Consider the following 24,248-nt stretch of genomic DNA (forward strand, 5'->3'; position numbering starts at 1 on the left):
CCGCCTTCGGCCGACTTGCCGCACCGCCGCAGAGATCGAGAACAACACATTTTGACAACAAACCCGTTGCCGCAAAGCCCCCTCCTCGACGCCACTGGCGTCGCCAAGAACTACGGCGCGGTTGCCGCCCTTCGCAACGCGTCGCTCTCCGTCCTGCCGGGCGAAGTGCATGCGCTGATGGGCGCCAATGGCGCCGGCAAGTCGACGCTGGTGAAGATCCTGACCGGCGCGATATCGGCCAATGCCGGACGCATCCTGATCCGGGGCGAGGCGCGCGACATACGCTCGCCCGCCGCCGCCCGCCGCGCGGGCCTGCTGCCCGTCTACCAGGAGCCGTCGCTGATCCCCGATCTCGACGTTCTGTCCAATCTGCGGCTGACCGGCACGCCGGTCGAGCCGTTCCGCGCCTGGGTGCGCGAGCTCGGCATTGCGGACCTCGACCTGCGCGACACCGCGCGCGACATCCCGCTGGCCGTGCTGCGCGTGCTCGACCTCGCCCGTGCGCTCGCCGTCGAGCCCGACGTGCTGCTGCTCGACGAGATGACGGCGGCGCTGCCCGCCAACCTTGCCGAAAAAGTGCTGGAAGTGGTGCGCCGCCAGGGCGATGCCGGTCGCGCCGTCATCTTCATCTCGCACCGCTTCGTCGAGATCTCGGCGCTGTGCGACCGCGCCACCGTGCTGCGCGACGGCGAGACCGTCGGCGTCGTCGACATCGTGCCCGGCGTCGAGGAAAAGATCGTCGAGCTGATGCTCGGCACCCGCATCGTGAAAACCCATGTCGCCGCCCGCAGCGCCGCCGAGAAGGCGGCACCCACCCCTGCCCGGCCGCGGCTCTCCGTGCACAATCTGCGCGTCGGCGCCAAGCTCAACGACGTCTCCTTCGATCTCAGGGATGGCGAAGTCGCCGGCGTCGTGGCGCTCGAAGGCCAGGGCCAGGACGAATTGTTCGCAGCCCTTGCCGGCTCGATCCGCCCCTCGGGCGGCACGATCGAGGTCGATGGCAGCCCAGTGAAGTTTTCGCACCCGATCGACGCCATCCGCTCGGGCATCGCCTATGTGCCGGGCGACCGTTCCGAGGCGCTCGCCATGCAGCGCTCGGTGCGTGAAAACATCGCGCTGCCCTTTAGTGCCGCGCTGCGCAATTGGGGCCCGATCCCCATGCGCCGCGAGCGCGCCAAGGTGCTCAGCGCCATCGAGCGCCTGCAGATCGACACACGCGCGCAGGGCGAGGTGCAGCGCCTGTCCGGCGGCAACCAGCAGAAGGTGACGATCGCCCGCTGGATCGCGGCGGATGCCCGCACCATCCTGTGCTTCGACCCGACGCGCGGCATCGATGTCGGCACCAAGCAGGAGATCTACAAGCTGCTGCGCGAGCTCGCCGGCCACGGCAAGTCGGTGCTGTTCTACACCTCGGAACTGGAAGAGGTGCAGCGCGTCTGCGACCGCGTCATCGTCATCTTCGGCGGCCGTCTCGTCGACATTTTCGCCGTGGAGGAGGCCGACGAGCCGGCACTGATGCGCGCCGCCTACGGCCTGCCGCGCGGCGCCAAGGCCGATATCGGTATATTGGCCGATCCTCAGTCCCCGTCTTCGGGGACGGCGCCATGAGCCATTTCCTACGCCGCCAGGGCTGGGTCATCGGCCTGTTCGCCCTGCTCATCGTGCTGTTCATCGCCACCAGGATCATCCAGCCCGGCTATGGCAGCGGCGATTTCGGCTCGCTGGCGCGGGCCGTGCTGCCCTATGCCTTCGCCGTCGCGGCGCAGACGGTGGTGGTCATCGCCGGCGGCATCGACCTGTCGGTCGCCGCCATGATGGCGCTGACCAGCGTCACCGCCGCCTCGATGATGGCGGGCGCTAGCGAGGAATACGCGCTGTTCGTGGTGCCCTTCGTGCTCGCCATGGGTCTCGTCCTCGGCGCGCTCAACGGCCTCTTGATCGTCGTCACACGCGTGCCCGACATCGTCGTCACGCTCGCCATGCTGTTCGTGCTGCAGGGCGCCGCCCTGCTGGTGCTCGACGCGCCGGGCGGCGCCGCCGCCGAATGGCTGAAGGCGCTGATCTCGGGCACCGTGCCGATCCCGGGCCTGCCCGACGCCATCGACGCCTGGGTCCCGAAGGCACTGCTGGTGCTGATCGTCTGCCTCTGCGTGATATGGATACCGCTCAGGCGCTCGCGCCTTGGCCTGTCCATCTATGCCATCGGCTCGAGCGAGCTGGCGGCGTTCCGCTCAGGCGTGCCGGTCAAGCGCACCCGCATCATCGCCTATGCGCTGTCGGGCCTGTTCGCCGCCTTTGGCGGCTTGGCGCTGACCATGAGCACCGGCATCGGCGCGCCCATCCCCGGCCCCTATCTCCTGGCCAGCGTTGCCGCCGTGGTGCTGGGCGGCGTGGCGCTCGGCGGCGGCAAGGGCGGCCTGCTCGGCCCCATCGTCGCCGTCTTCGTGCTGCGCCTGGTGCGCACCGACCTCACCCTGCTCGCCATCGACCCCAACGTCACCGCCATCATCGAAGGCGCCATCATGGTGGCCGTGGTGATGTTCGGGGCGTTTATTACGATGCGGGGGCGGCAATGAGGGTGGGTATGAAATGAAGCGCTGCGCCCTACGACGCACCCCTCTGTCCTGCCGGACATCTCCCCCGCGAGGGGGGAGATCAGCAGCTTTGGCGCCCCACTCTTCTCAGCAACGTTGGAGATTGGCGAAAGCCGCGACAACAGCCGATCTCCCCACCCGTGGGGGAGATGGCCGGCAGGCCAGAGGGGGGCGCCGTAGGGCGCTAGCCTCGCAGAACATCACCCCATCGCGAACCGGACCCACCCCATGAGCACCACCGCGATTACGCCTCCCCCCGTCCCCCTCGGCCGCCGCATAAAACGCTTCATGGCCGACCGGCCGCTCGTCCCGCTGATCATCCTGCTCGTCATCCTGGTGGTGATCCTGCAGATCCTGCGCCCCGGCATCGTCAACGAGCGCTGGATCGCCAACACCATCAAATTCGCCATTCCGCTGGCGATCCTCGCCGGCTGCCAGACCATGACCATGCTGACCGGCGGCATCGACCTGTCGGTCGGCACGGTGGCGACGATGAGCGCCTTCATCATGGCCACGCAGATCGTCAACCAGGACCCGGCTATCGCCTTCCTGCTGGCGATGATGCCGGCGGTGCTGATCGGCCTGGTCAACGGCATCGGCGTCGGCGTCTTCCGCGTCCACCCGCTGATCATGACGCTGGGCACCAGCCTGATCGGCACAGGCTGCCTGCAGGTCTACCAGCGCACGGTGATCGCGTCGGGCGCGAAAATCCCCGACTTCCTCGCCTGGCTCGGTACCGGCGTCACATCAGGCTTTCCCAACGCCCTGCTGCTGTTCGTGCCGCTGGCGGCACTGATCGTCTTCACGCTCGCCCGCACCGGCTTCGGCCGCCTGCTCTACGCCGTCGGCGACAATGAGCACGCGACGCGTCTGTCGGGCGTACAATACTGGCAGGTCATCACGGCGCTCTACGTCACTTCCAGCCTGCTCGCCGGCATCACCGGCCTGCTCTATATCGGCCTGATCAAGGCCCCATCGCTGTCGCTCGCCGAGCCGCTCGTCCTGCCCTCGGTCGCCGCCGCCGTCATCGGCGGCACCTCCATCTTCGGCGGCCGCGGCGGCTACACCGGCACCATCGTCGGCGCCTTGATCCTGACCGTGCTGACGACGCTGCTGACGATCCTGCAGATGCCGGAGGGAGCGAGGCGGATCCTGTTCGGGCTGATCGTGCTGTTCGTGACGGCGGCGTATCTGCGGATCGTGGAGGAGCGGTGACAAGGACGTTGAGCGGCAGGCCATGAATTTATCGCCTGCACGCGTCCAGATCTCGTCGCAATACAATCAGCTTCCAGAAAATCGTCGCTTCAGCGGATTTGCCAATTATATTAGTTGTCGTTGAATTATATTTGGCGAGCGCTACTGGTGTCAGAATAACTATTTCCTTCCGGCACTCACTTTCAACCCTTGCTTAACGGCCATGCTTCATTCTGCGAATTGCAGGCAAGGCATTCAAGGATTGCTCGATGCAGATCAGTTCCGACCTCACCGTTACGATACAGAAGCTGCTGTCGGCCAGGAGCGGCCTTGTTGGCTCCAGCCAGCAGACATTCGCCAAAGCGGGCACGGCGTTGCGGACCGAGGCCCCGGTCATTCGTCCGGGCGCAACCGGCGACGAGGATGGCACCGAATACGATCTGTTCGGCAGCTTCGGCCAGGCATCCAATGTGCCGGCGACTTCGTCCGCCTCCTCCACCACCACGGCGGACGACCCCTACATGCATGCCGGCAAGGCCAATTATGGCGAGCTCTATGCCGAGTATACGCGCTTCATCGCCTCGATGGTCGAGGCGGACCGCCAGCATAAGGACTCCACCGTCGAGCGCCACTTCATCCCTGCCGGCGAGACGCGGGAGACGGTGATGGCCATGGACGAACATGCCTATATGTGGGCCGTCCAGGACGAGATGGAGGCCGCCGCCGACCGCAGCCCGCAGGCGCAGGGCAACAAGACGATTGCCAACCAGGGCCTGAACTATGGCGACGCCACCAGGATGGCATCCGATGCCTTGTTTAGCCTGCAAAAGGCGTTGCCGGCTCTGAACGACACGCTCGCGCGTCTGACCCCCAAGGCAGTTGAGGAGCGCATGCAAAGTGTCGGCGACGACCCGAAGCTGCAACGTCTGGCGCAACAGGTGGCCAAGAACGACATGCTTTCCGCCAGGAGCAGCCTTCGCTACGTCGACAGGATCGTCAGAAGCGTCGAGAGCGGCTCCAACAAGGTCGATGGCGCCATTCTGGTCAAGAACGGCCAGGGCCAGTACCAGCTTGGTGATTTCTCGATCTCATTCAACGGCCAAGTGATGTTGACCTCCAGGGATACGTTCAAGGCATTCTGAACGCCGCGCGTCGGCGGCTTCCCCGGCGTTGAGCACGAGACCCGCCGTCCGGCGTGAAATACTGGCAGGCCGTTACGGCGCTCCACGTCACCTCGAGCCTGCTCGTCGGCGGACTGCTCCTATCGGCCTGATCAAGGCCCGTCCCTATCACTCGCCGAACCCCTGGTGCTGCCTTCGGTGGCGGCGGGCGTCATCGCCGGCAACACCCATCATTGGCGAATTACGGTGACAGTGCACTTTGAATCTACGGTGACAGTGCACTTTTACATGCCTCATCGGCTAATCACCCACCCCTTACCATCCCCCCAATTCCCTCCAGCAGCGCCCCCTGCTCGCCCACCCAGAACCAGTGGTCCTCCCCCTCCACCTCGACAAACCGCGCCCCCGCAATCTTCGCGGCCAGATACCGCCCCGCCTCGACCCTCACGGCCCGGTCACCCCTGCGGTGCAGCACAAGCGTCCTGGCCGAGACTTTTGACAGCAGCGGACGCACGTCGGCGTCGCGCAGCGCCTGCAGCAGGCCGGCAACGGCGCCGGGGCTGGAGGCGGCCCGGAGCAGGCCGGCCCACCAGGCGCGCGCCTGGCGGTCTTGGGCGACGCTCGGCGCGAAGGTTTCGATTTCCGCCGGGCCGCCCCAGCCGGCAAGCAGGCGCTGTTGCCAGAGGTCGTACTGCGCCGAGGTGAGCGCGAAGGGGTAGTCAGGCGCGCGGCTGCCCTTGGCGAGCGAGCCCCACAGGACCAGGCCGGTCAGGCGGTCGGGGTGGTCGACGGCAAAGCGGATGCAGCCCGGCCCGCCCTCCGAGGCGCCGACCAGCACGGCTTTGCGGCTGCCGGCCGCATCCATGACAGCCAATATGTCGCGCGCGGTCGCCTCGACGGTCGGGCGGGCGCCGACGCGGTCGGACAGGCCCATGCCGCGCCGGTCGAACAGGATCAGCCGGCCGAGCCGTGACACGGCGCTGAGCCAGGCGCGGCAGCTCCTGTCTTCCCAGATCCGCTCGACATGCGAGATGAAGCCCGGAACCAGCACGATATCGGCCGGGCCGCTGCCTATGGTCTGGTAGGCGATGTGGATGCCGTCCACGGCGACATAGTGGGTTCTCGGCATCTCCGCTTCGGCATCGCTTGCACGTAGCAGAGCCAGCGTCGCCGGATCCGGCGCCACGCCGAGTTCGTCGCGCAGCAGCCGCACGCAGGTCTCGCCCTGGCGCTCGGCCGCCGCCCGGTCGCCGGCCGCCAGATGGGCGCGGATCAGATGGCGGTGCGCGCTTTCGCTCAAAGGGTCGAGGGCAACGAGGCGCGTCGCGTGCAGCACGGCAGTCCGCGCAGCGCCCCCGGCGATCCTGGCTTCCACCAGCCGCTCCAGCGCCTGCATCAGCCGGCTGCGCAAGGCCTCGCGCCGGAAGAACACCCATTCCTCGAATTCGGGACAATCAGGTAGCGCGAAGCCGGCGAGATAGTCGCTGGTGTAGAGGCCGGCGGCCTCGTCGAGACGCCCGGCGTCGCAGGCATGGTCGAAGGCGATGGCGTCGGCCTCGACTGCCGGGCGCAGGCTGAGCGATGCCGCGCTGGCTGATATGATCTCCTCGCCGAAGGCGACGCGGATCTTGAAGAGCGTGCGCCGCAGGCGGGCGCGTGCGGCTTGCGCGTCGGCCTCGGGCCACAGCAGCGTGGCGGCGACGTCGCGCGCCACCGGTCCGCCGGCCTCGGCCAGGTAGATGACGAGCGCGGCCGCCTTGCGCAAGGCGAGCTCTATCCGCCGCCCGTCCAGCCGGAACTCCGGAAAACCCAGAAGCCTGAGTTGTATCAGCTCCATCGATCCGCACGCGGCCGCGCAAGGAGAGGACGTTGAGGGGACGCCGGCCTTCTATCCATCCCCGCGAAATCGCGCCGATCCGGCCCGATCAACTCCCTTGGAGCGAGAAATGTCACCGGTCAATACATCAAGCCATCGCACGCCAGAACGGCTTACCTTAGGCGCCAACACCAGACATGGAGGCTGAGCCATGTGCCAGACCTGCCTCTCCTGGTACGCGCGCTGCGTCGCGCCCTATTTCGTCCATGCCGGCTGTTCGGCCGGCGCCTTCACGCAAATGCGCAGGCGCGTCATACCGAGGGCCGAAGGTGTCGTCGTCGAGGTCGGCTTCGGCTCGGGCCTCAACCTGCCCTATTACGACGCCGCCAAGGTGGAGCGGCTGGTCGGCGTCGACCCCGATGGCACCATGCTTGGCCTCGCAGCACCCAAGAGCCGCGCCATGCCCTTCGCCGTCGAATGCATCCGCGCCGGAGGCGAAAGCCTGCCTTTGGCCGACGGCATCGCCGACACGGTGGTCGTCACCTATGCCTTCTGCACCATTCCGGACCCTGAGGCGGCGCTCAGCGAAATCCGCCGCGTCCTGAAGCCGACCGGCCGGCTGATCTTCATCGAGCACGGCCAGGCCGAAGGCCCGCGCTGCCGCCGCTGGCAGCAGCGGCTGAACCGGCTGTGGGGATCGATCGCAGGCGGCTGCCACCTCAACCGCGATCCGCTGCGCCTGATCGGCGGGGCGGGTTTTCGCCTGCTCGAAGTGCAGCACGGCCGCTTCCCCCTGCCCCTATGGCAGCTGGGCAGCCACCACGCCGGCATTGCGGCGGCGGGCTGACCGGTCTTCGCCGGGCGCCTCACCAGGAGTCGCACGCGTCATAGTCACCCTCACAGCGCCAGGCTCCCCTGCTCCGCCTCCTCGGCATTGGGGTCGCCGGGGGCCGTGGCCCAGGCGAGTTCGACCAGCGTCACGGTGCGCCTTCCCGTGCCGTCGAGCTGGCAGACGATCAGGCCCTGCTCCTCGATATAGGTCAGCAGGCGGCGGGCGCGGCGCAGCGAGTGCGAACCATAGGCGCGCGCGATCGCGGCGTCGCTCGGGCACGGCCAGCCCTCCTTGGCCGCGCGCGCGATCATCATGAACACGCCCTGCATGTCGTCGGGCAGCAGCGAGGCGCGCACGGAAACGTCCCGCCACGCATCGTCCTGCGTCGTCTCGGAACCGAGCCCGGCGCGGGCGCGCGTCAGCATGCGGCGGAATTCGGCGAGGTCCGGCACCACCGAGGCAAGGCCCTCGATGCGGCAGCGCACCACGAATTCCTGGTAGAGCACGCCAATGACGCGAAAACCCGCATCGGGCTGCGCCAGGATGGCGCGCAGCACGCGGTCGACCCGCTCGCGCCGCTCCGCCAGGTCCTCGGCGCTGATTTGCGGTTCCGCCGGTTCGGGGCGGATTTCCAGCGCCGCCGACTTTGCCGCCATCAGCTGGTCGAGCAGGTCGGGTGACGCCACCCGGCGCGGCGTGCGCACCGTCTCGGGCGGCGGCGCCGCCAGGATGATCGCGCGGGCATCCTCGAGCGCCGCCTCCGGCATCGCCATCAGCCGCGGCGTGCCGTTGCGCGGGCTGGTGTCGGTCGGGCCGATGCGCAGGCCGAGCGGCCGCCGCGACAGCGCCGGCCCCAGCGCCATGAACTGCCCGCGCTCCAGATCGCGGAAGGCTTCCGCCTGGCGCCGCTCCATGCCCAAGAGGTCGGCGGCACGCGCCATGTCGATGTCGAGGAAGGTGCGGCCCATGAGGAAATTGGAGGCTTCGGCCGCGACATTCTTGGCGAGCTTGGCCAGACGCTGCGTGGCGATGATGCCGGCGAGCCCGCGTTTGCGGCCGCGGCACATCAGGTTGGTCATGGCGCCGAGCGAGAGCTTGCGCGCCTCGTCGGAAACCTCGCCGGCCACCGCCGGCGCGAACAGCTGCGCCTCGTCGACCACCACCAGCATCGGGTACCAGTGGTCGCGGGCAACCTCGAACAGCCCGCCGAGGAAGGCGGCGGCGCGCCGCATCTGGTTTTCGGCGTCGAGCCCTTCGAGGTTGAGCACGGTGGAGACACGGTGGATGCGCGCCCGCTCGCCGGCCGCCTGCAGGCCGCGCTCGGTGTGCTCCTCGGCATCGATCACCAGATGGCCGTAGCGCTCGCCGAGCGAGACGAAGTCGCCTTCGGGATCGACGATGGTCTGCTGCACCCAGGGCGCGCTCTGCTCGAGCAGGCGGCGCAACAGATGCGACTTGCCGGAGCCCGAATTGCCCTGCACCAGAAGGCGGGTCGCCAGCAGTTCCTCGAGATCGAGGTTCGCTGGGGCGCCCGCCGTGGTGTGTCCCATCTCGATCGCAACGGTCATGTCTCGACTCAAAAAGGTCTCCTGCGCGGCATGGGGCTTAGCAACCCAGGCGCGGCCCGTCGAGCACCGATGGCCGGCGGCCGGCTGTTGCGCACAGTTGTGAGGGAAGGGTCAGCAGGAAGGGCCGCCGTCAGCCGGCCCTGTGGATAGTAACCTGTTATTCACCATGCGCCGGCGTTGCGGTTGCGGAGGCCGGCCATCCGTTTAGCCTGACCTTGCATCGCGCCCCAACGAGATGCACCCCAACGCCCCAAATGGCGGCCGGCGTCTTCAAGTTTCGTTTCTGTATGCGCCGGTCGTCAGCCTACCCGTTACAGCGCCGCGGCTTGCCTCGGCACCGGTGCCAGGGGCGGTGCACCCAGCCCCTTGAACGGGTCGCGCCAGGCCTCGATGGCTTCGAGCCGGCGATACCAGCTGATGAGCGCGGGATAGTCGCCGAGCGGCAGGCCGGCGACATCGTTGAAGGGCAGGAAGGCCGCCATGCGGAAATCGGCATAGGAAAGCGACGTTCCGACCAGCCATTGCCGGTCGGCCAGTTCCGCCTCCAGGATCGCGGCCCCCTTGTGGAACTCTTCCAGCCCTTCCCTGACCTTGTCCTCGTCGATCGGCCCGATGCCATAGCGCTGCTTGGTGCCGCGCTCGAAATGCACGGTGTCGCAGGCGCGCATGAAATTCTCCTTGCCCCAGCTCAGCCAGCGAATCATCTCGGGCTCGTCCTCGCCGGTGCGCCAGAAATCGGAACGCGCCGCGCGCGACAGCCGGCAGGCGATGGCGTCGGCCTCCCACAGGCTGCCGCCAGGCCATGCCAGGATAGGAATGGAGAGATTGGGATTGAGCGGCCTGAATCGCTCCGCTTGCCCCGGCGCAAAGGGTGAGGCGAATTCGAAAGTCACCTGCGCCTTGAGATGACGCGCCACCGCGACCGCCAGGCGCGGATTGGGGTTGCGGCTGAAATAGAGTTTCATTCCGCCCGGCTTCGGCTCGACCTTGTCATTCATGAGTGTCACTCCTGGTCCTGGCGAACATGCCAGACCAAGGACGCGCCCGGCAGGTGCAATCCGACAAAGTGTGGGTTGACCACCATCGATGGCAAGGCGACACTTCATCTCGCACCAAGGCAGGAGGAATTGCGATGGACGAGCCCGAACGGTGGCGCCACATGTCGACGGCACCCAAGGACGGCAGCCGGATCCTGGTCACGGTCCGACCCTCCGAACAGGGGCCGGCGGAAGTCGACCTCGCCTACTGGTCGCGCGGCGACCAGTTCGCCGGTGAAGGCTGGCGCGCATCGGATTCCTCGCCCGGCCGCGTCGTCGAATATGCCGAACCCGAGCTGAAATGCTGGATGCCCATGCCCTCGGCCAACCTCAGCCGCGGCGGCTCGATGCCCGCCCCCTGGGAAGGCGACGACGCGCAACAACTGGACGGGTCTGGGATTTAGCGCAAAGGCGTAAGCGGCCGATCTGTCCCCTAGGATGGGTCGGAATTTAGCGAGCGCGGACGGTGAAGCCGCCGATCTCCCCCCTCGTGGGGGTTGAGGAGTGGTCCGCGTAGCGGACAGAAAGCCAATCGCTTGGCTTTCTGAACGACGAACGTCCGGCAGGACAGAAGTCCAGCTTGGGTTCCTCGCCCCACGAAGTGGGGAGAGGTGGCTCGGCGAAGCCGAGACGGATAGCGGAATGGCGCTGACCTGTGCTGGAATGCTCCGGCAGGAGTGCCAGCGCCTTACGAAGGCCCCCTCTCCGACCGCTTCGCGGCCACCTCTCCCCCCGCTTCGCGGGGGCGAGGAACCAGATCCTGAGAGGCCGGCGGGCCAGCGCCCCCCCTCTGCCCTGCCGGGCATCTCCCCCACAAGGGGGAGATCGGCAGTTTTGCCGTCGGCGCGCCCTTATTAGCACTGCTGCTTTGGCAAGAGCCTGACCTCAAAACAAAAACGCCGCCGTCGCCGGGTTCGGTCCATCCCGTCCGTCGGCCGAATCCATGCCCGCGATCGTCTTCAGGTCCTGCGTGTCCAGTTCGAAGTCGAAGACGTCGAAATTGGCCGCGATGCGGTCCTGGTGGATCGATTTGGGGATGACGATCAGCCCTTGCTGGAGATGCCAGCGGATGATCGCCTGCGCGGCGGACTTGCCATGCTTCGCTGCAATGCCCGCGATCGTCGGGTCGCCGAGCAGCCGGCCGCTGCCGAGCGGGCTCCAGCTCTCCGTTTGGATGTCATGCCCGGCATGAAATTCCCTGAGCGCGCGCTGCTGGAAGCGCGGATGCAGCTCGATCTGGTTGGCCACCGGAACCACGCCGGTCTCGCCGATGATGCGTTCCAGATGATCCCTGTTGAAATTCGAAACGCCGATCGACTTGATGCGGCCGGCCTGCTTCAGCTCGATCAGGGTCTTCCAGGCCTCGACATATTTGTCGCGGCTGGGCACCGGCCAGTGGATCAGGAACAGGTCAAGCTGCTCGATGCCGAGTTTTTCCATCGTGTCGTCGAAAGCGCGGAGCGCCGCGTCGCGCTCATGCGCGCCGTTGCGCAGCTTCGAGGTGATGTACAGCTCGCTTCTCGGCACATCGGCGGCGCGGATCGCCTCGCCGACGCCTTCCTCGTTCCGGTAGCCCTGCGCGGTGTCGATCAGCCGGTAGCCGGCCTTGATCGCCCAGCCCACCACATCGGCGGTGATGCCGTGATCGACCTGCCACACGCCAAGGCCTAGCTGGGGAATGGCGGTGCCGTCGTTCAACGTCATCAGTTCTGGCATGGTCGGATCCTTTGCGAAGAAATGTCCGGGCGGTCGCCCGACCCAGCCTATCTAGGCACGTGCCGGGACGACGACCAGTCGCCGGCGGACAAATTCGCCGGCGACTTCACAGACTTGATGTCTTCGTCAGGGGAACCGGCTCATTTCGGCCGGCGCACCGCCCGCACCACCGGAGTGGATGTGCTGCCGCAGAACAGGCGGTCGGCGCCGTCGGATTCCAGCCCCGAGACGCTCATGCCGGCCGGCATGTCGAGCCTCTCCAGAAGCTTGCCGGTTCTCGGGTCTACGCGGCGCAGATCGCTCTCGTCGCCCTCCCAGGTGGCGTGCCACAATTCGCCATCCACCCAGGTCACACCGGTGACGAAGCGGCTGGATTCGATGCTGCGCAGGATTTTTCCGGTCTCGGGGTCGATCTGGTGGATCTTGCGCTCGCGGTACTGCCCCACCCACAGCGTGCCTTCGGCCCAGGTCAGCCCGGAGTCACGGCCGCCGCCGGGCGCCGGGATCGTGGCGAGCACCGCGCCCGTATCGGGATCGATCTTCTGGATGCGATCATTGGCGAGCTGGAAGAAATGCCGGCCGTCAAAGGCGGTGCCGGCGTGTGCGGCGACATCGATCGAACGCAGCGTCTGCCCGCTTTGCGGATCGAAGGCGTTCAGCCTGTCGCCCGAGGCAAACCAGACGTTCTCGCCGTCGAAGCTCACCCCATGTATCCGCTCCACGCCGGGAAAGGGTCCGTATTCGCGCAGGATTTCGGCCGGTGAATGCTTCATGTCTTGATCCTCGTGGTCGTCATCCGCTGATCTACGTTACGGGATTTAGGTGTGTCGAGATTCAGGTCAGGCCGAGTCGAAAATGGTGGCTTCCGAGAACCGGAGCGGAGCGTACTTTTCGTACGTGAGCACCGGAAGCGCAGGAAGCCGCCGTTTGCAGACCGGCCTCACCTGAATATCGCCACACCTTAGCCGTTTGGCAGCGGCGCCGGGAGTAACAAGGTGGTCGTGAATCCGGCCACCGGCGGCGTCATCCAGCGGCGCGCCCGGCCATGGCCGAAAGACTGCACCTTGCCGGCCTCGGCGAGCGGCTCCAGCGCCCGCTGCACGCTGCGCTGGCCGGTTCCGAGCGCCAGCGCCAGCGCCGAGCTCGACCAGGCTTCGCCGTCGGCCAGCAAGGCCAGCACGGCGGCGTGGCGTTCCTCGATCGGCCGCGCCAGCACCATCACCGCGCGCGCCAGGCGCGGCGCCAGCGTGAAACCGCGCTTGGTGGCGCTGATGTCGGCAAGTGCTGCAAGCTCGGCGCGCAGCCGGCCGATCTCGACGCGCAGCCGGGCGCGGTGCGATTCATCGGCATGCTTGCCGCCAAAGGCCCGCGCCACGAGCTCCTCTCGCGACACATCCCCGGGCCAGGCTTCAGCGAGTGCGCGCGCCAGCGCGAACAGCACCGGCCGGCTCGCCAGCGAGACTGTTCGGTCCCCGGCGCGCACGGTGTAGCGAAAGGCATCGACGACCAGCGCCGGCGATGCCTGCAGCGCCTCGACCTCTTCGAGCAGCAGCGGCTGCTCCCTGCCTTGCGTGATCAGCCGCGCCGCCGGCGTTTCCAGCGCCAGGGATGCGGTGGCCACCTCGGCCATAAGGCCTGGAATGCCGGCCTGGCGGGCGGCGTTGCGTGCCCATTCCAGCGCCGCGCGCGCCGGCCGGGTCCTGAGCCGCCGCATGGCGATGCCGGCGACGGCAAGCTCATGCGCGGCCCGCGCGGCCGGTGGCAGCGGCGTCGGGTCGAGCCCGGCCAGCACATGCTCGGCCTCATCGAGCCGGCCGATCAGCAGCAGGCGCCGCACCTTGAGGTGTCCGGCATGCGCCGCGTTCAGCCGGTCGCCATGCTTTTCCAGCGTCGTGCGCGCCGCGTCGAGCGCCTTGGCCGGCCAGCCCAAATCACGCGAGACCAGCGCGATCTCGGCCTCGGCGACGACGCATCTGGCGCGCGCGACAGCCTCTTTCGGGCTGAAGGCGCGCGCGGCCCGCCGCAACAGAAGCTTGGCGCGATCGAAGTCGCCGAGCTGCGCCATGGCGATGCCGCGCAGCGCCAGCGCCGGCGCGTCCTCGCGCAGGGCGACGCGGTCGAGCGCCCCGAGCGGATCACCCGCCGCCAGCGCCAGCGCCGCCGCGGTGATCAACGAGTCCATTCAAATCCCGTCACACTTGTAACTCCCACCCCGGCACGTTTGCGCCCTAACTTAAATCACCACCGCCGGTCAGCAAGCGGCGTTGGCCCGATGGAGACCTAGCCATGTGGCTGAGGCCGCCATCGGCACCGTTGACGCCAATTCCGGCACTCGTTAGCCTGAGCATCTCAGGTATTAATAGTAAGCATCTCATTAGGGATAGTTGAAAATGCCTGCAACCGACAATCTCGAACACACCGCACGCCCCCGCCACCCCTGCTGCGCCGTGCCGGATGATTCAAATCCCGTCGCAGATGTAACTCACCTCACCCAGCCTCATCGCTCTAGCCTGGATCCCAAGGCGATCACGGCCCGCGACGGCACCATGACTGACAAAGGAGAAGACCAATGACCAAGCACATGACGATGAAGACCCCACCGATCGTTTCGCGGCAGGAATGGGACGCCGCCCGCGAAAAGATGCTGGTGAAGGAGAAGGCGACGCTGCGCGCCAAGGACGCGCTCGCCGCCGAACGCCGGCGCATGCCGTGGATGGAAGTGGACAAGGCCTATGTATTCGAAGGCCCCAACGGCAAGGCAAGCCTGCTCGACCTGTTCGAAGGCCGCCGCCAGCTGATCGTCTACCGCGCCTTCTTCGAGCCGGGCGTCTATGGCTGGCCCGATCATGCCTGCCGCGGCTGCTCACTCGGCGCCGACCAGGTCGGCCACCTCGCCCATCTCAACGCCCGCAACACCACGCTGGCCTACGCCTCACGGGCACCGCAGGCCGACATTGTCAGGCTGAAGGCGCGGATGGGCTGGGAGATGCCCTGGTACACGATCACCGACAGCTTCGACAAGGATTTCGGCGTCGACGAGTGGCACGGCCACAACGTCTTCATCCATGACGGCGACCGCGTCTTCCGCACCTATCTCATCAACAGCCGCGGCGACGAGCAGATGGGCACGGTCTGGAGCTATCTCGACGCTACCCCGCTCGGCCGCCAGGAGATCTGGGAGGATTCGCCCGAAGGCTATCCCCAGACCCCGCTCTACAGCTGGTGGAACTGGCACGACAATTACGAAGCCGGGGCGGACAAGAAATGGGCCGAAGTGGCCGCCGCCGGCGAAGCCGCCTTCAGGGATAAGGGTGAGTAAGCAGGGACTGGACAGGAAAGCGCTCCTCTCCCTCGCTCTTGGCGAGGGAGAGGAGCCCAAATCCTGAAGGACCGCGACCATCAAGGAATTAAGATCATGAGCGATACCCACATAAGCACCGCCAGCGCGACCCGTGAAAGCACCACCACCCTTGGCGTCGCCGACTGGCTCTGCCTCGCCGCGGCGCCCACCTTCGCCCTGATGGCCCTGCTGTCCTGCCTGCAAGGCGGCGACGCGGCCATGCTGTGCATGGGCGCCTCCCCGCTGACCGGCCCGTCTTTGACCGGGATGCCGGCCATGTATCTCTTGATGAGCGCCTTTCATCTGGCACCCTGGCTGCGGGTGATTTCCGGCCGCCAGGTCCGATAGAGCCGGCGCGCCTGCATCAAACATCCCCACACATCGGAGAAGACAATGAGGCTTGTCAGGCTGAGAGCGCCAGGTGGCTTGGACAGGCTCGACCTGGTCGAGGAAGATCCGCCGCAGCCGGGACCCGGCGACGTGATGGTCAGGATCCGCGCCTGCTCGTTGAACATGCGCGACGATTTCGCGGTGCAGGGCAAGACAAAGCTGGCCGACCGCCGCGTGCCGCTGTCCGACGGTGCGGGTGAAGTGATCGCCGTCGGCAGCAAAGTCGATGCGCTCAAGCCCGGCGACAGCGTCGTCAGTGTCTTCTATCCCCGGTGGCTTGACGGCGACATGACGCCCGCCACCAGGCGCGACATTCCAGGAGAGAGTTTCGACGGCTTCGCCAGCGAATATGTCTGCATGCCCGCGCAGGCCTTCACCAAAGCTCCCGCGGGCTATACGCACGGGGAAGCCGCGGCGCTGACCTGCACCGGCGTCACCGCCTGGCGAGGCCTGGTCGTATCCGGCAAGGTCAGGCCCGGCGACACGGTGCTGGTTCTGGGCACCGGCAGCGTGTCGTTGTTTGCGCTGCAATTCGCCAAGGCCGCCGGCGCCCGGGTCATCGCCACCTCCTCCGACGAGGAAAAGCTGGAGCGGCTGAGCCGCCTCGGCGCCGACGCCGTCATCAACTACAAGGCCGTGCCGGACTGGAGCCGCAAGGTTCGGGAGCTGACGGATGGCCGCGGCGTCGATCACGTGATCGAAGTCGGCGGCCCCGCCACGCTGGCGCAATCCATAAGCGCCTGCCGGACAGGCGGCCACATCGCCCTGATTGGCGTGCTGACCGGCTTTGCGGCAGATGTCTCGATCCCGGCCATATTCTCGAACCAGATCCGCATCAGCGGCATTTCGATCGGCAGCCGGGCGGACCAGGAGGACATGATCCGCGCCATAGACGTCAATCGCATCAAGCCCGTCATCGACCGTCGCTTCCCGCTGCGCGAGATAGCCGCCGCCTTCACGCACTACGCAGCGCGGAAGCATTTCGGCAAGGTCTGCCTGGAGGTTTGAGCCCTGCGTGACCGCAGCCGTTGCGAAACGCCTGGGTTTCAGCCGTCCAGGCGCGACGTGCCATCACCCATCGGCCGCCTGGACCGCCAGCGCCTGCATGACTTCGGCTTCGAAGGCGCCGGGCATCTGGCCGGCCTCGGCCAGTTGCCTTGCGTGCCACGCGCGTGCCATGCGGCCATCGGCCAGGAGGATGGCGCGGTTGCACAGGCCCGGCACTGCTTCCACGACATGGGTGGAGATGATGACGGCATGGCGGCCATTGGAAGCCAGGGCCAGGATGATGCGCTTCACCTCGAAGGCGGCAAGCGGATCGAGGCCGTTCAGGGACTCATCGAGGATCAGTAGCGGTGGCGTGCCGAGCAGGGCCGCGGCAATGGCGATCTTGGCCCGCGTGCCGAGCGAATATTCGGCTATCGGCCGTTCGATCCAGCGATTGAGCCCAAGCCGATCAGTGACATCGACGCCAGGCCAGTCGTCTTCGGCGCAGCCGCGGATCGAGGCGACGAGTTGGAGATATTGCCGCCCGCTCAGCGCCGCCGGCAGGTCGAATGGATCCACGGCAAGGCCGAAGCCTGACTTGGCGCGTTCCGGTGCCCTGACAAGGTCGGCGCCATCGATCGCCACGGTCCCCCCGAGCGGCCGAATCTGGCCGGTGATGGCCCTGAGCAAGGTGGACTTGCCCGAACCGTTGGCGCCGAGCAGGCCGAGGATGTCGCCCCTGTCGAGCGACAGGTCGATGCCGCTGACGACCGCGCGGCCAGCATAGCCGGCGCTGAGCCCGCGAACCGCGAGGATTTCGGCAGGATCGATGCTGCTATCCATGGCGATATCTCCGTTGCGCCTGGTGCCACAGAAACAGCACAAGGGCGGCAAAACCGATCAGCACCGTGCGCCCATATTCGAGCGTCTCGTAGCTGGCGTAGGCGATGGCGCTGAGGAAGCTCAGCGCCGCGACGAACGGCGCGGTCATGAAATAGGCGGCAAACACCGCATAGGCGCCGTTCAGCGCCAGCAGCCAGAAGCCGCTGGCGAGCGGCATCGCCCAGGCCGACGGTTCCGCCGCCAGGGCGGCTCCCGCCGGCAGGAGGAAGAAGGCGAGCGACAATTGCAGCGGCAGCCGCGCCAGGCGCAGCCAGGCCCTGACGAAGCCGAGCGGAGCCGTGCGCAGCACCGGCGAGCCGAGTGGATGGAACCGCGCGCTCAACATGAACACCAGAAGGCCGCCGGTCAGCCCGGCCATCGCCGCCGGCACGGCATCATGGCGGGCAAGGCTGATGGAGCCGGCAACGACTGCCGCGAGGCCGAACAGGATGGCTGCCCCCGCCAGCCGCCATGAAAGCCTTACGCGCCCGGCGGGCAGGCCCCAGGCCCAGCTTGAGAGCCAGGCCGGCGTCGAACGATCGAAGGCGCCGAGCCAAGGCTTGCGCCCGCCCGGATCGCTCACCGGATCGGCACTATCGCTGAGGACCAGGTCGCGAGCGCTCCGCAGGCGCAGCACCGCCGCCGCGCCAAAGCCGGCGCCAAACAGCATCACGGCACCGAGACCCCAGGCCGGCGCCAGTGGTTTTGCGATGACGAAACACCCAAGGCCCACGGCCGCCGCCGCGATGAAGGCAAGGGGAACGCCCAGCGCACATGCCGCCACGGCCGCCATGCGCCGGCGCTCCATGAGTGAAAGAGGCAATGCTTTCAGGAACGGCGCGAAGGCGCGCGACAGGCAAAGTCTTGCGATCGCGCTGCCGGCGAAGCCGCCAAGGCAAAGAAGCACCCCCGGCAAGCCGACCGCCCACAGCGCCTGCGCCTGACGCAGGGTGGCGGATACCGCATGCAAGGCGACGACGATGTCGGCAATGGCGTAGGCGAGCAACGCCCCACCGCCAGCGACGATCCAAACGAGATCGCGTCGGCGCATCGAGCGCAGGCCAGCCGAGAGCTCGCGCCAAATCAGGGTCAGGACAAGCCTGTCGTGCCGCATTGTTCCATCTTTGCGATCGCAAGCCGGTTGGACATCGACATAGGTCGGCGACGATTGTGCCGTCAGTAGGGCCGTCGCGGCTTAGCCTCCCGCGGCGGGCTTGGCGTTAACGTTCTTCAGCGCGGTCAGGAGATAATCCTGCATGGTCGCCTGAAGGTTGGTCGTTGCGCTGCGCACCGCCGCCATCGCGTCCTTCACCGCCGCTTCATCAAAGGGTTTGGCGGTTTGTGCCGCCGCCAGATTGGCGCGAGCACTGCGCAAGTCGCGCAACGCCTGGAAGGTGCGCGAGCGGTTGTCGCGCAGAATGCCGCGGAACTCCTTCCTCACCTCGGGCGGATAGCTGCTGGCAATTTCCGACAACAGTACGCGCGCCGCCGCGCCCTGGCGCAACCCGTGCATGGCATAACCGACCAGGAAGAAGTTGACGGCGAGCGAAAGGGCGAGCAGCACCAGCGTCGCCGTCCATATCCAGGGACGCTTCAAAGCGAGCCCTCCCCTTCCGCGTCGGCCGCGATACCGCCATCGGCCAGCGACGAACCGGACGCCAGCGCCAGAAGCTCCGTATCGGACGGATCATCCTGTAGCCGCGCCACCTGGTAGCCTGCCAACGTTGCCGCCACCAGCACGGCAGCGACGCAGGCCGCGAACCCGGCCGGACTGAAGAGCAGGCGCGGCAAGAGAGACGGGCGTGCCGAGCCGGCTTCGATACGGGCCAGCACCTTGCGCGCCAGTGCCTGGTCGTCGCCATCGGTCAGCGCCGCTTCGAGCACGAGACGATCGAGCGCGGCATCCGGGTCGTCCTTGCGCTCGGCCGCCAGCAGCGCCAGCGCCTGCTGGCGGAAAGGCGCCGGCCATGTCTCGACCGCAGCGCCAAAGCGCAGGCTGTGTCGTTCGAATTCGTCCCGTGTCATGAGGACTCCCTTTCGCGGCTCACGGCCGCCATTGCCAAATGATCCCTGAGCGCACGCCGTCCGCGCACCAGCAATTGCTCGGCCGAGCCGATGCTGCCGCCCATCACCTCGGCGATCGCCGCGATGTCGAGGTCGCCGACGGCTCTCAGCAGTACCGCCATGCGCTGCCGTTCCGGCAGGCGCGAGAGCCCGTCGCGGACGATCGCCAGTTCCTGCCGCGCCGCGGTCGTCGCCTCGGCGTCCGCCTCCGGCGCGGCGACCTCATCCCTTATGTCGTCCAGCCCGATGAAGCTGCGTAGCGCCCTACGTCGACGCTGGTCAATGCATCGGTTGGCGGTGATCCGGTAGAGCCAGGTCGAAGCCCGCCCCTTGGCCGGATCAAACCGCGCGGCCTGTTTCCAGACGGTCACGAACACCTCCTGCGCCACATCCTCGGCGTCGCCGGCATTGCCGAGATAACGCGCCGCGAACATTCGCAACCCGCGGCCATGGCGAGCGATGAGCTCGGACAGCGCGCTTTGGTTGCCCCCGGCGATGCGGGCCAGAAGCTCGTCGTCGCCTCTGGGCTGGTCATGCTGCACGGTGGCGGCCACCGGTTGGCAAGACTTCGATGGCGAGTCCGAACCTCGCATCGATCCGGATCGGCGCAGAAACGAATTTCGGGCTCAAATCCATCACCAGATGTCAGCGGCGCCAGCGGCGAATGCCGTAGACGGTCTTGCCGTTAGGACCGGTGAAGCTACCTGCCGAACGGCCTCGAAACGGCCCCGCCGCCGATACACGCTTGCCGGAGAAGGTCTGCCCATTCGGGCCGGTGCCAGAATAGCTTCTGGCGCAGCGATCAACAACGCCACCAATGCATTTGGAGCTCGATGTGTAGGCACCGCCATTGGCCCCGGTGCGGGTGGTCGAGCCGGTATAGACATTGCCGTCCCGGGTCACGCTGCGGCTGATCTCGCCGCCATGCGCGGTCGGACGCCGCCACTCCTCGGCCGAGGCCGGCGAAGCGGCCGACCAGGCAAGCACCGCGCCGATACAGAGCGCCGGAATCTTTACTGAAAACAACATGTCGTACTCCTTGTTTTGTAAAGGGAATGATCGCTGCCGATTAGTTGGCACGCTCGGCTATCAGCTTGCGGATGGTTGCGATCTCGTCCGCGGAAAGCCTGCCGTCACCGTTGCGATCAATGAGGTCGAACAACGGCATGCTGCTGGCAAATTCCTGTTGCGACACCTTGCCGTCGCCATTCGTGTCGAGGCGGCGCCAGCGATTGCCGAGCCGCGCCTGCGCCACCTCGGCGCGATCCTCGATCGCCTGGCGGGCGCTGTCGATCTCCTTCTCGTCGATGACGCCGTCGCCATTGCGGTCGAGCCGCCTGAACAGCCGCTCGCGGGCGGCCGTCATCTCGTCCTTGGAGATGGCGCCGTCGCCATTGGTATCGATGCGTTGCAGGATGCGCTGGCCCGGCATGTCTTGTGCCTGCGCCGCGCGGAGCGGCACAAGTCCGACAAGCAAGGCCGCAATGAGTGCTGAACGTTTCATGATGATGATCCTTTCGTGGTCGGGTCGCGGGGGGGGCGACTGCTGACCGATACGCAGCACCGGGCCGGACCCTACGCTCGACACGGGAGATTCTTTTCGAACGCGCCAATCTGCGTCGCGGCATCGCTCGGCAGTTGCGCCCGCAGCATCTCGAGAAAAATCTCCCGATCGCGCGTAGGAGCACAAAAGGGCCTGCGTAGAAGGCTCTGCAAGGACGGTCCGCGGCGGACCATCCGACCCAATGCGGAGACCAGCATGAACAAGATCGTCATAGCCCTTGCCGGCCTGCTGCTTGGCGCTGGCAGCGCCTGTGCGGCGGACGGCAGCGGCGCCAGGGAACTCTTCCGGCGTATCGACACCAACGGCGACCGAAAGCTGGAGTTCAGCGAGATCCAGGCCGCGCGGGCGCGGATGTTCGACCGGATGGATGCCAACCACAATGGTCTGCTCGACGCGGGCGAAGTGCGCACTGCCGTCGAGCAGGTGAAGTCGAAGCGAGACTTCCAGGCCGCGCAATTCGCCGACTTCCGAGCACAGGCCAGCCGCATCGGCCGCAATGGCGATGGCAAGATTTCGCGCGACGAGTTTGCCGCCTTCATTCCCGACCGGTTGCTGCGGGCGGACACGAATGGCGACGGTGCGCTTTCCATCTCCGAACTGCGGGCGCTCCGGCGCCAGTGATCCCCTAGACAACCCATCCCACAGGAGAGACATGATGAAACGGACGCTTGCGGCATTTTGCGGTTTGATGATTGGCGCCTCGGTGCTGGCCTCGCCGGCTCAGGCCCTGCCGGTCGTGCCGGCCTCTGCCCCGGCATCGGCCACCACAGCGCCGACGCCGGTGTGGTTCCGGCGCGGCTTCTACGTCGTCGGCGGCGGCTACTACTATAACGGCTATCGCGGCTATGTCCGCGTGCGGCCGGGCTACCGCTACTACAACGGCTACTGGTTCCCCGCCGCCGCCTTTGCCGCCGGTGTCGCGGCGGCGACTGTCGCGCCATTGCCGCGTCCCGCGGTGCGTCTGGAAGCGGCGCACGTACGCTGGTGCCATGAGCGCTACGTTTCCTACCGCGCCTGGGACAACAGCTATCAGCCTTATAGCGGACCCCGCCAGCAGTGCTGGTCGCCCTATAGTTGAGGCGCTGGGCGCTTCGCGCACAGCCTTCATGCCCTTGCACCAAACGCGACGGGAGATGACATGATCACCAATCGGTCGATGCCCGCGAGCACGATTATACCAGTGCTCGCCTATCCCGATGTCGAGACGGCCAGCCGCTGGCTCTGCCACGTCTTCGGGTTCGAACAGAGGCTAATCATCGGCAACCACCGCCACCAACTCGACTTCGGTGAGGGAGCGTTGATTGTCGCCGGATCGAAGAAGGGCGAACCGATACCGGAGCAGGCCGGCGCGCCGTTAGCGGTGATGGTGCGTGTCATGGATGTCGATGCCCATCACAAGCGAGCTGTGCGCCACGGTGCCGTGATCCTGAGCCCGCCGGTCAGCTTCCCCTATGGCGAGCGGCAATATTCCTGTCGCGACTTCGCCGGCCACCACTGGACGTTCTCTCAGTCGATCGCCGACGTCGCGCCTGAGGACTGGGGTCGCGTCGCGATCGGCAATCGAGCAATCTCGGAATAGGCGTCAGTCCCGCCTAGGTTTCGATATCCTCAACCGGCAGCAATGGCTTACAATTCATAACTCCAGGCACGGGTGGAACGCACGCCACATCGTTCGCAGCCCTGATCTGTCGGTGACTCCACGTCGCGACAGCTCCATCAGCAACAGCTAATTGACAGTCTACGGGAAACGGCGCTCACTGGCTCGTACAGGTGGATCGCAGCATCAGGCGGGCGATATCGACCGCCGGCGTCACCCTGGGGAGGATGCCATGCCAACCGTAATCGGCCATCACAACATCTCGAAAGACAGCAAGCACTGGCTCAGTTCACCCAAGCGCAAGGAGCTTTTCGGCTCGCTGGGGATCACCAACATCCGCACCTTCGTCGATCCGCAGAACCCGAAACGGGTGGCCGTGATGATGGACGTGCCGGATATGGATAAGATGGCCGCGCTGATGCAGAGCAAGTCGGCCGCCGACGCCATGGCGCATGATGGCGTGGTGCCGGAATCGCTGGTGATCCTCGTCGAAGCGAAAGCGTAGCCGCGCCGGATCAGGCACTTCAGGTCGCGATATCGTTGATGGGCAGCAAGGGCTTCGGCAGGTCAGCCTCGCCAAGGCCCGCGCGCAGCTCGATCTCGATGTCGCGGCAGATCTGCGAGATCGGAACGTCGTTGGCATTGCCCTCGAACGGGTTGGCACTGCTTTCGCCGACCTGGTCGAGAGACATGTAGGCCCAGCCCAGCAGCGTGCTGAACGGGATCGTCAGCCAGATGCCGAATGTGCCGAGCGCACCGCCCAGCTTGCCCATCTCCGCGAAGACCGGAACGACGCCGAACGGCAGCAGCGTGCAGAAGATCATCACGAACATGGAACTGACGATGGCGTATTGGCGCGGATAGGGATTGTTCTTGATGCGGTCGCAGCGCGCCTGCTGATCGTGGAAGTCGCGGATCAGCTTCGTCAGTTCGACGTATATCTGCGGGGGGAGCTTGGCGTCCTTGAACAGCGCGTTGACCTGGACCGATTGCATTTCGAGCAGGGCCAGCGCCGGCTGCGGCGATTTCAGCACCTTGTCGGCCTGTTCGGCCAGCAGCGGCGGCAATTCCTCGGCGAGCGAGCCCTTGTCCTCGCTGATGCGGTAGCGCCGCATATACTCGATATTGGCCGCCTTCCCCATCGATTCCCAGGGCATCGGCCGCCGCAGCGAAAAGCGCAGTGCCGTCATCCAGGCGATATGACGGTAGATGAGCTGCCTCGCCGTCGGCGCGTCTAGGAAGTCGCGGCAGAAATTGGACCACATCCGGCTGCTGGCGATGATTTGCGTGAAGGCCTGCAGCGCCTCGCCGCTGCGGGTCAGCACCTGCGAATTCTTGAAGCCGGCGACGAGAGACACGGTGGTGCCGAGCACGAGCACGACAGACCATGGCACCGAGAACCCGGCAATGCCCGGAAGACGGTAGGCCGCGACGGCCAGTCCGCTCACCACCACCATGTAGATGACGCTGCGCCGCGACCACAGCGCGAAATCGATCAGTTTGTAGGAACGGCCTACATACATCGCATGCCCTCGAAAACGTGGAT

General features: G+C 66.6%; 27 protein-coding genes. 13 read left to right on the forward strand and 14 right to left on the reverse strand.

Annotated elements, in window-relative coordinates:
• Positions 1-66: 66 nt before the first annotated feature.
• The 4 genes from ACLGL5_RS29050 to ACLGL5_RS29065 all read left to right on the forward strand — a co-directional run bounded on the left by ACLGL5_RS29050 (position 67) and on the right by ACLGL5_RS29065 (position 4,930).
• Entirely contained in the window at positions 67-1,608 is a 1,542-nt protein-coding gene (locus ACLGL5_RS29050; protein ID WP_038648003.1) for a sugar ABC transporter ATP-binding protein, read from the forward strand.
• Positions 1,605-2,576: an ABC transporter permease gene (locus ACLGL5_RS29055; RefSeq protein WP_019859386.1), complete on the forward strand. Its 972-nt coding sequence runs from the start codon at positions 1,605-1,607 to the stop codon at positions 2,574-2,576. Before ACLGL5_RS29050 ends, ACLGL5_RS29055 begins: the two co-directional genes overlap by 4 nt.
• 246 nt (positions 2,577-2,822) lie before the next feature.
• Positions 2,823-3,809, forward strand: coding sequence for an ABC transporter permease (locus tag ACLGL5_RS29060; protein WP_069092605.1), 987 nt, complete (start codon positions 2,823-2,825; stop codon positions 3,807-3,809).
• A 248-nt stretch (positions 3,810-4,057) separates the two neighbouring features.
• A complete protein-coding gene (locus ACLGL5_RS29065; RefSeq protein WP_069092606.1) occupies positions 4,058-4,930 on the forward strand; it encodes a hypothetical protein in 873 nt (290 codons plus the stop codon).
• A gap of 283 nt (positions 4,931-5,213) precedes the next feature.
• On the opposite strand, the gene ACLGL5_RS29070 is transcribed toward ACLGL5_RS29065, so the two are convergent.
• Positions 5,214-6,746: a bifunctional AfsR/SARP family transcriptional regulator/alpha/beta hydrolase gene (locus tag ACLGL5_RS29070; protein WP_069092607.1), complete on the reverse strand. Its 1,533-nt coding sequence runs from the start codon at positions 6,744-6,746 to the stop codon at positions 5,214-5,216.
• A 190-nt stretch (positions 6,747-6,936) separates the two neighbouring features.
• Here ACLGL5_RS29070 and ACLGL5_RS29075 point away from each other — a divergent pair, with 190 nt between their 5' ends.
• Positions 6,937-7,572 (forward strand): class I SAM-dependent methyltransferase, encoded by a 636-nt coding sequence (locus tag ACLGL5_RS29075; protein ID WP_069092608.1) that lies wholly within the window; start codon positions 6,937-6,939, stop codon positions 7,570-7,572.
• Between the two features lie 50 nt (positions 7,573-7,622).
• Here the strand turns inward: ACLGL5_RS29075 and ACLGL5_RS29080 are convergent, their stop codons facing one another.
• Together ACLGL5_RS29080 and ACLGL5_RS29085 are read right to left on the reverse strand one after the other, a co-directional pair.
• Positions 7,623-9,125, reverse strand: a complete 1,503-nt coding sequence (locus tag ACLGL5_RS29080; RefSeq protein ID WP_069092609.1) for a helicase HerA domain-containing protein — start codon at positions 9,123-9,125, stop codon at positions 7,623-7,625.
• A gap of 311 nt (positions 9,126-9,436) precedes the next feature.
• Entirely contained in the window at positions 9,437-10,090 is a 654-nt protein-coding gene (locus ACLGL5_RS29085) for a glutathione S-transferase family protein (RefSeq protein WP_069093470.1), read from the reverse strand.
• Between the two features lie 167 nt (positions 10,091-10,257).
• Between ACLGL5_RS29085 and ACLGL5_RS29090 the strand changes: the two genes are divergently transcribed.
• On the forward strand, positions 10,258-10,566 hold the full coding sequence (locus ACLGL5_RS29090; protein WP_019859393.1) for a hypothetical protein: 309 nt from the start codon (positions 10,258-10,260) through the stop codon (positions 10,564-10,566).
• Between the two features lie 481 nt (positions 10,567-11,047).
• On the opposite strand, the gene ACLGL5_RS29095 is transcribed toward ACLGL5_RS29090, so the two are convergent.
• From ACLGL5_RS29095 to ACLGL5_RS29105, 3 genes are all read right to left on the reverse strand, one after another.
• Positions 11,048-11,878, reverse strand: a complete 831-nt coding sequence (locus ACLGL5_RS29095; RefSeq protein WP_069092610.1) for an aldo/keto reductase — start codon at positions 11,876-11,878, stop codon at positions 11,048-11,050.
• Positions 11,879-12,018: 140 nt separating this feature from the next.
• Positions 12,019-12,651 carry a Vgb family protein gene (locus ACLGL5_RS29100; RefSeq protein WP_019859397.1) on the reverse strand — a complete coding sequence of 211 codons (633 nt, stop codon included), beginning with the start codon at positions 12,649-12,651 and terminating at the stop codon, positions 12,019-12,021.
• A gap of 188 nt (positions 12,652-12,839) precedes the next feature.
• Positions 12,840-14,060 carry a helix-turn-helix domain-containing protein gene (locus tag ACLGL5_RS29105; protein WP_069092611.1) on the reverse strand — a complete coding sequence of 407 codons (1,221 nt, stop codon included), beginning with the start codon at positions 14,058-14,060 and terminating at the stop codon, positions 12,840-12,842.
• A 387-nt stretch (positions 14,061-14,447) separates the two neighbouring features.
• Here ACLGL5_RS29105 and ACLGL5_RS29110 point away from each other — a divergent pair, with 387 nt between their 5' ends.
• The 3 genes from ACLGL5_RS29110 (at position 14,448) to ACLGL5_RS29120 (ending at position 16,616) form a co-directional block, all read left to right on the forward strand.
• On the forward strand, positions 14,448-15,197 hold the full coding sequence (locus tag ACLGL5_RS29110; protein ID WP_010910518.1) for a DUF899 domain-containing protein: 750 nt from the start codon (positions 14,448-14,450) through the stop codon (positions 15,195-15,197).
• A gap of 96 nt (positions 15,198-15,293) precedes the next feature.
• The gene (locus tag ACLGL5_RS29115) at positions 15,294-15,566 is read left to right on the forward strand and encodes a hypothetical protein (protein ID WP_064981861.1); all 273 of its coding nucleotides are present in this window, start codon (positions 15,294-15,296) and stop codon (positions 15,564-15,566) included.
• A gap of 45 nt (positions 15,567-15,611) precedes the next feature.
• A complete protein-coding gene (locus ACLGL5_RS29120; RefSeq protein ID WP_069092612.1) occupies positions 15,612-16,616 on the forward strand; it encodes a zinc-dependent alcohol dehydrogenase family protein in 1,005 nt (334 codons plus the stop codon).
• Positions 16,617-16,679: 63 nt separating this feature from the next.
• On the opposite strand, the gene ACLGL5_RS29125 is transcribed toward ACLGL5_RS29120, so the two are convergent.
• The 7 genes from ACLGL5_RS29125 to ACLGL5_RS29155 form a co-directional block, all read right to left on the reverse strand.
• The gene (locus ACLGL5_RS29125) at positions 16,680-17,438 is read right to left on the reverse strand and encodes an ATP-binding cassette domain-containing protein (RefSeq protein ID WP_064981865.1); all 759 of its coding nucleotides are present in this window, start codon (positions 17,436-17,438) and stop codon (positions 16,680-16,682) included.
• Positions 17,431-18,591, reverse strand: coding sequence for a hypothetical protein (locus ACLGL5_RS29130; protein WP_069092613.1), 1,161 nt, complete (start codon positions 18,589-18,591; stop codon positions 17,431-17,433). The genes ACLGL5_RS29125 and ACLGL5_RS29130 overlap by 8 nt, the downstream gene beginning before the upstream one ends.
• An 81-nt stretch (positions 18,592-18,672) precedes the next feature.
• Positions 18,673-19,041 (reverse strand): periplasmic heavy metal sensor, encoded by a 369-nt coding sequence (locus tag ACLGL5_RS29135; RefSeq protein WP_236951998.1) that lies wholly within the window; start codon positions 19,039-19,041, stop codon positions 18,673-18,675.
• A 29-nt stretch (positions 19,042-19,070) separates the two neighbouring features.
• Positions 19,071-19,502 carry a hypothetical protein gene (locus ACLGL5_RS29140; RefSeq protein WP_038648032.1) on the reverse strand — a complete coding sequence of 144 codons (432 nt, stop codon included), beginning with the start codon at positions 19,500-19,502 and terminating at the stop codon, positions 19,071-19,073.
• Positions 19,499-20,095 carry an RNA polymerase sigma factor gene (locus ACLGL5_RS29145; protein ID WP_069092614.1) on the reverse strand — a complete coding sequence of 199 codons (597 nt, stop codon included), beginning with the start codon at positions 20,093-20,095 and terminating at the stop codon, positions 19,499-19,501. The genes ACLGL5_RS29140 and ACLGL5_RS29145 overlap by 4 nt, the downstream gene beginning before the upstream one ends.
• A gap of 91 nt (positions 20,096-20,186) precedes the next feature.
• Positions 20,187-20,570 (reverse strand): hypothetical protein, encoded by a 384-nt coding sequence (locus tag ACLGL5_RS29150; RefSeq protein ID WP_038648036.1) that lies wholly within the window; start codon positions 20,568-20,570, stop codon positions 20,187-20,189.
• A 40-nt stretch (positions 20,571-20,610) separates the two neighbouring features.
• Positions 20,611-21,045: an EF-hand domain-containing protein gene (locus ACLGL5_RS29155; RefSeq protein ID WP_019859406.1), complete on the reverse strand. Its 435-nt coding sequence runs from the start codon at positions 21,043-21,045 to the stop codon at positions 20,611-20,613.
• A gap of 255 nt (positions 21,046-21,300) precedes the next feature.
• On the opposite strand from ACLGL5_RS29155, the gene ACLGL5_RS29160 reads away from it, so the two are divergent.
• The 4 genes from ACLGL5_RS29160 to ACLGL5_RS29175 all read left to right on the forward strand — a co-directional run bounded on the left by ACLGL5_RS29160 (position 21,301) and on the right by ACLGL5_RS29175 (position 23,207).
• Positions 21,301-21,726 carry an EF-hand domain-containing protein gene (locus ACLGL5_RS29160; protein ID WP_069092615.1) on the forward strand — a complete coding sequence of 142 codons (426 nt, stop codon included), beginning with the start codon at positions 21,301-21,303 and terminating at the stop codon, positions 21,724-21,726.
• 31 nt (positions 21,727-21,757) lie between these two features.
• Positions 21,758-22,183, forward strand: coding sequence for a BA14K family protein (locus tag ACLGL5_RS29165; RefSeq protein ID WP_064981870.1), 426 nt, complete (start codon positions 21,758-21,760; stop codon positions 22,181-22,183).
• Between the two features lie 60 nt (positions 22,184-22,243).
• Positions 22,244-22,684 carry a VOC family protein gene (locus ACLGL5_RS29170; protein WP_069092616.1) on the forward strand — a complete coding sequence of 147 codons (441 nt, stop codon included), beginning with the start codon at positions 22,244-22,246 and terminating at the stop codon, positions 22,682-22,684.
• A 250-nt stretch (positions 22,685-22,934) separates the two neighbouring features.
• Positions 22,935-23,207, forward strand: coding sequence for a hypothetical protein (locus tag ACLGL5_RS29175; RefSeq protein ID WP_069092617.1), 273 nt, complete (start codon positions 22,935-22,937; stop codon positions 23,205-23,207).
• Between the two features lie 19 nt (positions 23,208-23,226).
• Here ACLGL5_RS29175 and ACLGL5_RS29180 read toward each other — a convergent pair whose 3' ends face one another.
• Positions 23,227-24,225, reverse strand: a complete 999-nt coding sequence (locus ACLGL5_RS29180) for a bestrophin family protein (protein WP_069092618.1) — start codon at positions 24,223-24,225, stop codon at positions 23,227-23,229.
• Positions 24,226-24,248 lie beyond the last annotated feature (23 nt).

This window comes from Mesorhizobium sp. U510 (assembly GCF_059180695.1).

Excerpts from the sequence above, each read along its gene's own strand:
- ACLGL5_RS29055 (WP_019859386.1), top strand. The coding sequence starts at position 1,605 with ATGAGCCATTTCCTACGCCGCCAGGGCTGGGTCATCGGCCTGTTCGCC.
- ACLGL5_RS29060 (WP_069092605.1), top strand. The coding sequence starts at position 2,823 with ATGAGCACCACCGCGATTACGCCTCCCCCCGTCCCCCTCGGCCGCCGC.
- ACLGL5_RS29065 (WP_069092606.1), top strand. The coding sequence starts at position 4,058 with ATGCAGATCAGTTCCGACCTCACCGTTACGATACAGAAGCTGCTGTCG.
- ACLGL5_RS29070 (WP_069092607.1), bottom strand. The coding sequence starts at position 6,746 with ATGGAGCTGATACAACTCAGGCTTCTGGGTTTTCCGGAGTTCCGGCTG.
- ACLGL5_RS29075 (WP_069092608.1), top strand. The coding sequence starts at position 6,937 with ATGTGCCAGACCTGCCTCTCCTGGTACGCGCGCTGCGTCGCGCCCTAT.
- ACLGL5_RS29080 (WP_069092609.1), bottom strand. The coding sequence starts at position 9,125 with ATGACCGTTGCGATCGAGATGGGACACACCACGGCGGGCGCCCCAGCG.
- ACLGL5_RS29085 (WP_069093470.1), bottom strand. The coding sequence starts at position 10,090 with ATGAAACTCTATTTCAGCCGCAACCCCAATCCGCGCCTGGCGGTCGCG.
- ACLGL5_RS29090 (WP_019859393.1), top strand. The coding sequence starts at position 10,258 with ATGGACGAGCCCGAACGGTGGCGCCACATGTCGACGGCACCCAAGGAC.
- ACLGL5_RS29095 (WP_069092610.1), bottom strand. The coding sequence starts at position 11,878 with ATGCCAGAACTGATGACGTTGAACGACGGCACCGCCATTCCCCAGCTA.
- ACLGL5_RS29100 (WP_019859397.1), bottom strand. The coding sequence starts at position 12,651 with ATGAAGCATTCACCGGCCGAAATCCTGCGCGAATACGGACCCTTTCCC.
- ACLGL5_RS29105 (WP_069092611.1), bottom strand. The coding sequence starts at position 14,060 with ATGGACTCGTTGATCACCGCGGCGGCGCTGGCGCTGGCGGCGGGTGAT.
- ACLGL5_RS29110 (WP_010910518.1), top strand. The coding sequence starts at position 14,448 with ATGACCAAGCACATGACGATGAAGACCCCACCGATCGTTTCGCGGCAG.
- ACLGL5_RS29115 (WP_064981861.1), top strand. The coding sequence starts at position 15,294 with ATGAGCGATACCCACATAAGCACCGCCAGCGCGACCCGTGAAAGCACC.
- ACLGL5_RS29120 (WP_069092612.1), top strand. The coding sequence starts at position 15,612 with ATGAGGCTTGTCAGGCTGAGAGCGCCAGGTGGCTTGGACAGGCTCGAC.
- ACLGL5_RS29125 (WP_064981865.1), bottom strand. The coding sequence starts at position 17,438 with ATGGATAGCAGCATCGATCCTGCCGAAATCCTCGCGGTTCGCGGGCTC.
- ACLGL5_RS29130 (WP_069092613.1), bottom strand. The coding sequence starts at position 18,591 with ATGCGGCACGACAGGCTTGTCCTGACCCTGATTTGGCGCGAGCTCTCG.
- ACLGL5_RS29140 (WP_038648032.1), bottom strand. The coding sequence starts at position 19,502 with ATGACACGGGACGAATTCGAACGACACAGCCTGCGCTTTGGCGCTGCG.
- ACLGL5_RS29150 (WP_038648036.1), bottom strand. The coding sequence starts at position 20,570 with ATGTTGTTTTCAGTAAAGATTCCGGCGCTCTGTATCGGCGCGGTGCTT.
- ACLGL5_RS29155 (WP_019859406.1), bottom strand. The coding sequence starts at position 21,045 with ATGAAACGTTCAGCACTCATTGCGGCCTTGCTTGTCGGACTTGTGCCG.
- ACLGL5_RS29160 (WP_069092615.1), top strand. The coding sequence starts at position 21,301 with ATGAACAAGATCGTCATAGCCCTTGCCGGCCTGCTGCTTGGCGCTGGC.
- ACLGL5_RS29165 (WP_064981870.1), top strand. The coding sequence starts at position 21,758 with ATGATGAAACGGACGCTTGCGGCATTTTGCGGTTTGATGATTGGCGCC.
- ACLGL5_RS29170 (WP_069092616.1), top strand. The coding sequence starts at position 22,244 with ATGATCACCAATCGGTCGATGCCCGCGAGCACGATTATACCAGTGCTC.
- ACLGL5_RS29175 (WP_069092617.1), top strand. The coding sequence starts at position 22,935 with ATGCCAACCGTAATCGGCCATCACAACATCTCGAAAGACAGCAAGCAC.
- ACLGL5_RS29180 (WP_069092618.1), bottom strand. The coding sequence starts at position 24,225 with ATGTATGTAGGCCGTTCCTACAAACTGATCGATTTCGCGCTGTGGTCG.